This window comes from Paraburkholderia sp. BR10872 (assembly GCF_040965835.1).
Taxonomy (GTDB): domain Bacteria; phylum Pseudomonadota; class Gammaproteobacteria; order Burkholderiales; family Burkholderiaceae; genus Paraburkholderia; species Paraburkholderia nodosa_A.
Window position 1 is genome coordinate 1 of sequence record NZ_JBFRCN010000112.1, and the last position, 6,023, is coordinate 6,023.

Consider the following 6,023-nt stretch of genomic DNA (forward strand, 5'->3'; position numbering starts at 1 on the left):
CGTGTTGCTGGTTCAGCAACAGCATGCTGCTGATTCACTGCTGGATTTGCAGCGATGCCTGAGCGATCTCGTGATGCCCGGACTGGTCACTGGCGTCATCGCTGCCCGCCTGTTTCGCGACAGTGCGCTGCCGTGCAATCGGCCATCACACATTTATCCAGTCGAGAGTGGCGTGGCGTTCAGGTCAGCCGTATCTTCGGCTGCACGAGGCCGTTGATCTGCTCGGCGGTCCACAGCATCATGGCCTTGCCAAAACCGTGCAAAGCCTGCTGATGTTGCCGGTAGAGCATGGCATGACTGAGTTGCGCGAATCGGCCCTTGATGAATCCGCCTCGGAAGAACCCGAACTGCCCGAGCGTCCCAAAGGCGTTGTAGTCGCTCAGCGATACCAGCGCGCCGAAGTCGTGAAATGCAAAGTCGGGCAACGAGCCGCCGCCGAGCCAGCCCGGCAAGTGCCTGGCGAGATGTTGTGCCTGCTGCGTGGCGACTTGCGCCGTGGGTGCGAGAGGACGTTCATTGCCGGCGAGCGTCAACGTCGAGCAATCGCCGAGCGCGAACAGTGTGTCGTCGTCCTGCGCCTGCAGGGTTGGCCTGACGGCGATCTGATTGGAACGATTGATCTCGATCCCATCCAGTTTGCCTGGAAAATCAGGGGCCTTCACGCCCGCCGCCCACACCATCAAATCCGCCGGTTGGTGGCTGCCATCGCCCAACCGGAGTCCATCGGGTTCGGCGGCGGTCACTCGCGTGCCCGTTCGCACCTTGAAACCAATATGCCGTAACTGCGCCTCACTGGACTCCGACACCGCCGGCGGAAACGCCGCCAGTACCCGCGGTGCGCTTTCATAAAGGGTGAGGTTCAGACGTGAGCGGATGCCGGGGTCGCCGTAACTCGACGCCACTTCGAGCAAGCGGCTCAATTCTGCTGCCAGTTCGACGCCAGTCGCTCCAGCGCCGACGATCGACACGCGCAACGCGCTATTCGTCACAACACTCTGGAATATGCGGATTCGCAATGCTTCGTTGAAGATTTCAGCCTGAGCCTGGCTGTCAATGAAATGACAATGATCGAGGACGCCTGGGGTGCCGAAGTCGTTGGCGCGACTGCCCAGCGCAAGAATCAGTACGTCGTATTCGACGGTGCGCGGGCCGATCACAATTTCACCCGACTTCGAACGCAGCGCAGCCAGCTTTATGATGCGCGCATTGCGGTCCAGGCCTTCCATCTCGCCTGGCTGATAGTTGAAGCCGTGGTCGCGAGCGTGGGCGAGATAGATGACCTGCTGTTGCTGGACATCGCGCGTGCCCGCTGCGATCGTGTGCAGCATGGGCTTCCAGATGTGGGTTGCGCTTTTGTCGATCAACGTGACCTGAGCGCGGCCGCTGCGGCCAAGCGTGTTGCCCAGCCTGGTCGCAAGCAGAAGTCCAGCGATACCGCCGCCGACGATGACGATCCGGGTGGTCTGGCGCATGATTAAATATTCTACGAGTGATGAATAAATGCGATACTAAGATTTCGAAGGGTTCGTGTCAAACCGGTGCCGCTGCTATTCGCGGTGCGGCACCCGCTAAAATTCTGAGCTTTCCTTGAACACGACCTGTCGTCGCCGATGAAACACGCTCACGATCAAACCCGGTCCGCCACGACGACTTCCACGCCCCGTCGGTCGCGCGGCCGTCCAGCGTGCAGCGACGCGGGCGGCGCCGACGCATTGCTTCGCAGCGCCCGAGGGGCATTCGCGAGGAGCGGCTATGAGGCGACTAGCGTGCGGGAAATCGCCAGGGCATCGGGTGTCGACCCCGCGCTGGTCGCGCATCACTACGGCTCGAAGGAAGCGCTTTGGATTGCCGTGGTGGACCAGATTGCCGACGAAGTGGCTCCCATGGTCGCGAAGACCGCCGCATTGCGGGAGATAACAGGTCCAGGACCGCGAGCGCGCGTCGAGGGTGCCGTGTCGATCTTGATCGATCAGGTGTTTCTGACGCCAGACGTTGGCATGTTTTTTTCGACTGCCGCAACTGAAACTGGAGAGCGCCTTAACCTGCTGATCGAACGGGTGGTGCGGCCGTTTCATGACGTGTTCGTGCCGTTGCTCATCGATGCGATCGACGCAGGTGAGATTTCGCGGCAAGATCCCGACATCCTGTTTACGATGCTCGCCAATGGCATCAGCAAGACTGTCGCCTATAGCCATGTACTGAGTCCGTTCTCTTCCTTACCGCGGCGTCCCAAGGCATTCAAACGCGCCGTTCTGACGACGGCTTTAGCCATGCTCGGCTGAACCGCTGCGCCCGTGACGCTCCTCTCGCAAATCTGCCGCAAAGCGATCCTTCAGATATTGTGGGTGAGCGACCGGGTTGGGACGGCGAATTTGGGAAAAGCCAACGGGGTCGAGATTTGCCCTAGGTGCGATTATGTGTATGTCGTTCTATTATTACAATATCGCAAATCCGCTCAAACCAGGTGCAGAATGGCCGGGTTGCTTAACCGGTTACATCATTGCGGTTGGAATATGCGTACCGTCTTTGGAATTCATTCAGATCGACTTGTCGGAGGTTGTTGCCCACGGCCAATTGCCAACGGATCAAGCCGATTTACTTCCCGCTCCTTTTACAAGACTGATAACTTGTGGCAATGACCAAGAGTCGAGGGCGTTCCGGAACAGCGACTGGCTATGTATGCGGCAATGAAACGCGATCCCGAATCATTGCCGCAGCACTCACGCTTTTCGGTTTGCGCGGATTTGAAGGAGCCTCGACGCGAGACATAGCGGAGCTAGCAGGTGTCAATCCACCCGCATTGCGCTACTACTTTTCGAACAAGGAAGGCGTGTATCTGGCGTGTGTCGATCACATCGCCACCACGATTTCTGATCACCTCGCCAGCCCCGTCGACGCGGCGCGGGCCGTACTTGATAAAGACGGGGACGACGATCAATTGATCCGCGCGTTCCGTGAAATCCAGAAACATCTTGCTCAATACCTGTTCACCTCGGCTGAGCCCGATAGCTGGAGGCTCTTCATGGCGCGGGAACAGGCGGGCCTGGGACCCCAGTTTCCCGAGGCTCAATTGCGCGATCGTCTTCAGACGCGCCTGATACCTGTCTGCAGCGAAATAGTTGCCCGCCTGATGGGCAGAGATGCCGGCGACGAGGAGGCTTTATTGCGCGCCCTAACCATTACCGGCCAACTCATAGCAATTCACCTCACACGGCGATCGATGATGCTTTCTCTAGGGTGGGAATCCATCGATACACATCGGCTCGGCTGGATCACATCGATCGTTGACCGGCAAACGGCTCTGCTGCTCGAAGAAGTAGTGAGAGAACGGCCCGCCAGGATTGTCAGAGCAGGGGCGAAAGCGCCCTTCCCACAACAGCCGACGCAAGGGCTTGCTCCGCGCCCTGATGCGATGACATAAGCAAACTCAGGTGAAAGCAACCCGTCAATAGTGAGTGAATGTATACCGCTTCCACAGCGTAGTCGACGTGATCAGTGGCCACACGATTTGCCGCTGCGAGCCTTAGCGCAGACTCGATAGATGACTGCGCGATTCGCGCAGCTTCCCCCAGCGTCGATGTGGAAACAACGGTATCTCCTTCAGATTTTGCTGTGGAGAATGCGATGGAGTACAGGCGCCGTTGTGTGCCGGAGTGAAGGACGTCGGCCAATCTCCTCTCAAGTTTTGAACGCAAGGCGCCAAGCGTTGCCCCATTAGACTTCTCGGGCGGAATTGTGAACGGGTCCAGAGGCAAAGCTGATCGCTCGAACAAAGCCGTCACGAGGGCCCATTTGTTTGAGAAGTGACCATAGATTGCGCCTCTGGTCATACCAGCCGCGTGAGCGATGTCTTCAAGAGACGTAGCACTGACGCCACGTTCAAAAAATAAAATCTCCGCGCTGTCGAGGATCTTTTCCCGCGTTACGAGTCCCTGTATTTTTCGCTTCATCATGTCCCCTCGGCCTTCCACGCGTTCTCTTGTCGCGCTGCACCGCTATCCGCCCTGTTCGCCGCGAGATGTGAGGTCTTGTCCCGCGCGCCTACTCAATTTTCGCGAACATCACGTCGCGCTGGCTGGATACAAGATGTTGACCTCCGTCGACGACCAAGGTCGTCCCCGTCACTCCACGTGCCTCGGCAAGATAGACGGCTGCATCGACGATGTCTTCAAGCCGCGACCCGCGCCGAAGCGGGGTCATCCGGTGAGCCGCCTCAAACTGCTCTTGCGTTTGATCGCCGGAGACAAGCGTAAGTCCGGGAGCCAGGCCGAGCACTCTGACCTTTGGCGCTAGCGCCTGCGCAAGCGCTATCGTTGCATTCGCCAACGCTGCTTTCGTTAAGGTATAGGAGATGTAGTCTGGATTCATGTTGTAAAGCTTCTGGTCCAGAACGTTGACAACAACGCCTCGCTGCGCCTCGTCGGCAACTGCACAGTCCGGTATCGCGTCGTAGAGGCCGCGTGCCAAAGCCAGCGGCGCAGCGACGTTGATCTTCATGAGCGCCAGCAGGAGATCGTAGGTAAAAGTCTGTGCCGTATCTTCCTCGAACCGCGACGCGCAATTCAGGACGCAATCGAGACGTCCGAATGCTTGCACACACGCGGGTACAAGCTGCCTCACCTGTTCCTCTTTCGAAAGATCCGCGCAAAGGGAAATTGCCCTTCCGCCTCGCACCGCGATCTGATCGACAACCTCTTGCGCTTCGCGTTTCGACTCGTGATAGTGCAAGGCAACGTCCCATCCTCGCGCGGCAAAGCCAAGGGCGAGCGCGCGACCGATTCGCCGGCCCGCTCCGGTTACAAGCACCGATTGCCTACGAGAGCCGCCGTCGTGAATTGCTGGTTCAGTCATAACGAAACGCCAATGTCAGGCAGGCGCAGTGTGCGCCTTTGAGTTGCGCTCTCGCCCTACCCTCCAGTCACCGTGGCAAGGCATAGCATCAAGGGTTCAAATCTCAAGATTGTCAATAAGGCGTGTACTGCCGAGGCGCGCTGCCGCCAGCACGACCAGCTTTCGATCGACGACATCCTGCTCCATTGGAGAGCGCAAGTCCGCCTGCTTTCGAACCGAGATGTAGTCGGGTTTCCAGCCGCGATCGACTAGCGTTGAGAACACGCGCCGTTCGATTCGCTGGATATCCTGTCGACCGCTCAAAATGTCCTCGCGCACGCCGTTGAGGAGCCGATATAGCGTGGGGGCCTCCACGCGTTGCTCCGGCGTCAGGAAGCGATTGCGAGAGGACAGCGCAAGTCCGTCGATGTCGCGGATGGTGTCGCCGGCCACGACCTCCGTGGGCATTGCGAACTGTTTGCACATTTCCCGAACTATCATCAATTGTTGATAGTCCTTTTTTCCAAACACTGTTACGCGCGGCTGCGCGCATAACAGCAACTTCATTACGACCGTGCAAACGCCTTGAAAGAAGCCCGGCCGGAACTCCCCCTCTAGCATGTCGCCAAGCCCACCTGGAGGCTGCACGCGATACTCTTGCGGCTGCGGATAGAGGTCCCGTTCCGTAGGGGCGAAGACGACGTAGACACTCTCCTTCTGAAGCTTCTCCAGGTCCGCCTCAAGCGTTCTCGGATAACGCTCGAAATCCTCACCCGGTCCAAACTGCAGCGGATTCACGAAAATGCTGGTAATGACGGGATCTCCATGCTGTCGTGCGAGACGAATCAGCGACAGATGTCCTTCGTGCAGATTGCCCATTGTCGGCACGAATGCCGTGCGGTTTTGCCCGCGCAATTGAGCTCGCAGTTCCTCGACAGACCGAATCAGTTTCATGCTGGATCTTGCCTCTGAGACTTAACCACGTACTGCTTACATGTTCGGATAGTTCGGGCCGCCGCCGCCTTCGGGCGTGACCCACACGATGTTCTGCGTCGGGTCCTTGATATCGCAGGTCTTGCAGTGCACGCAGTTCTGCGCGTTGATCTGCAGACGATCTTCTTCCTGATCGTCTTTTACGAACTCGTACACGCCTGCGGGACAGAAGCGCGCCTCTGGGCCTGCATACGTCGCGA

8 protein-coding genes are annotated in these 6,023 nt (G+C 58.4%); 3 read left to right on the forward strand and 5 right to left on the reverse strand.

The window, feature by feature from the left end; all coding sequences use genetic code 11:
- Window positions 1-217, forward strand: a 217-nt coding sequence (locus AB4Y43_RS39955; RefSeq protein ID WP_368730253.1) for a hypothetical protein, incomplete at its 5' end; no start/stop codon positions are given.
- Here AB4Y43_RS39955 and AB4Y43_RS39960 read toward each other — a convergent pair.
- On the reverse strand, window positions 180-1,472 hold the full coding sequence (locus AB4Y43_RS39960) for an NAD(P)/FAD-dependent oxidoreductase (protein WP_342947415.1): 1,293 nt from the start codon (window positions 1,470-1,472) through the stop codon (window positions 180-182). The two genes, AB4Y43_RS39955 and AB4Y43_RS39960, sit on opposite strands and share 38 nt — an antisense overlap.
- A 138-nt stretch (window positions 1,473-1,610) precedes the next feature.
- Here AB4Y43_RS39960 and AB4Y43_RS39965 point away from each other — a divergent pair, with 138 nt between their 5' ends.
- Window positions 1,611-2,282: a TetR/AcrR family transcriptional regulator gene (locus AB4Y43_RS39965; RefSeq protein ID WP_342947414.1), complete on the forward strand. Its 672-nt coding sequence runs from the start codon at window positions 1,611-1,613 to the stop codon at window positions 2,280-2,282.
- Window positions 2,283-2,635: 353 nt separating this feature from the next.
- Window positions 2,636-3,421, forward strand: coding sequence for a CerR family C-terminal domain-containing protein (locus tag AB4Y43_RS39970; protein WP_069268759.1), 786 nt, complete (start codon window positions 2,636-2,638; stop codon window positions 3,419-3,421).
- Here AB4Y43_RS39970 and AB4Y43_RS39975 read toward each other — a convergent pair.
- From AB4Y43_RS39975 to AB4Y43_RS39990, 4 genes are all read right to left on the reverse strand, one after another.
- Window positions 3,345-3,953 carry a TetR family transcriptional regulator gene (locus AB4Y43_RS39975; protein ID WP_368730254.1) on the reverse strand — a complete coding sequence of 203 codons (609 nt, stop codon included), beginning with the start codon at window positions 3,951-3,953 and terminating at the stop codon, window positions 3,345-3,347. The genes AB4Y43_RS39970 and AB4Y43_RS39975 overlap by 77 nt on opposite strands.
- 88 nt (window positions 3,954-4,041) lie before the next feature.
- Window positions 4,042-4,851: an SDR family oxidoreductase gene (locus AB4Y43_RS39980; protein WP_342947413.1), complete on the reverse strand. Its 810-nt coding sequence runs from the start codon at window positions 4,849-4,851 to the stop codon at window positions 4,042-4,044.
- A 96-nt stretch (window positions 4,852-4,947) separates the two neighbouring features.
- Window positions 4,948-5,784, reverse strand: a complete 837-nt coding sequence (gene panC, locus AB4Y43_RS39985) for a pantoate--beta-alanine ligase (protein ID WP_342947412.1) — start codon at window positions 5,782-5,784, stop codon at window positions 4,948-4,950.
- Window positions 5,785-5,820: 36 nt separating this feature from the next.
- Window positions 5,821-6,023, reverse strand: a 203-nt coding sequence (locus AB4Y43_RS39990) for a 4Fe-4S dicluster domain-containing protein (RefSeq protein ID WP_368730255.1), incomplete at its 5' end; no start/stop codon positions are given.

Excerpts from the sequence above, each read along its gene's own strand:
- AB4Y43_RS39975 (WP_368730254.1), bottom strand. The coding sequence starts at position 3,953 with ATGATGAAGCGAAAAATACAGGGACTCGTAACGCGGGAAAAGATCCTC.
- AB4Y43_RS39970 (WP_069268759.1), top strand. The coding sequence starts at position 2,636 with ATGACCAAGAGTCGAGGGCGTTCCGGAACAGCGACTGGCTATGTATGC.
- AB4Y43_RS39960 (WP_342947415.1), bottom strand. The coding sequence starts at position 1,472 with ATGCGCCAGACCACCCGGATCGTCATCGTCGGCGGCGGTATCGCTGGA.
- AB4Y43_RS39980 (WP_342947413.1), bottom strand. The coding sequence starts at position 4,851 with ATGACTGAACCAGCAATTCACGACGGCGGCTCTCGTAGGCAATCGGTG.
- panC (WP_342947412.1), bottom strand. The coding sequence starts at position 5,784 with ATGAAACTGATTCGGTCTGTCGAGGAACTGCGAGCTCAATTGCGCGGG.
- AB4Y43_RS39965 (WP_342947414.1), top strand. The coding sequence starts at position 1,611 with ATGAAACACGCTCACGATCAAACCCGGTCCGCCACGACGACTTCCACG.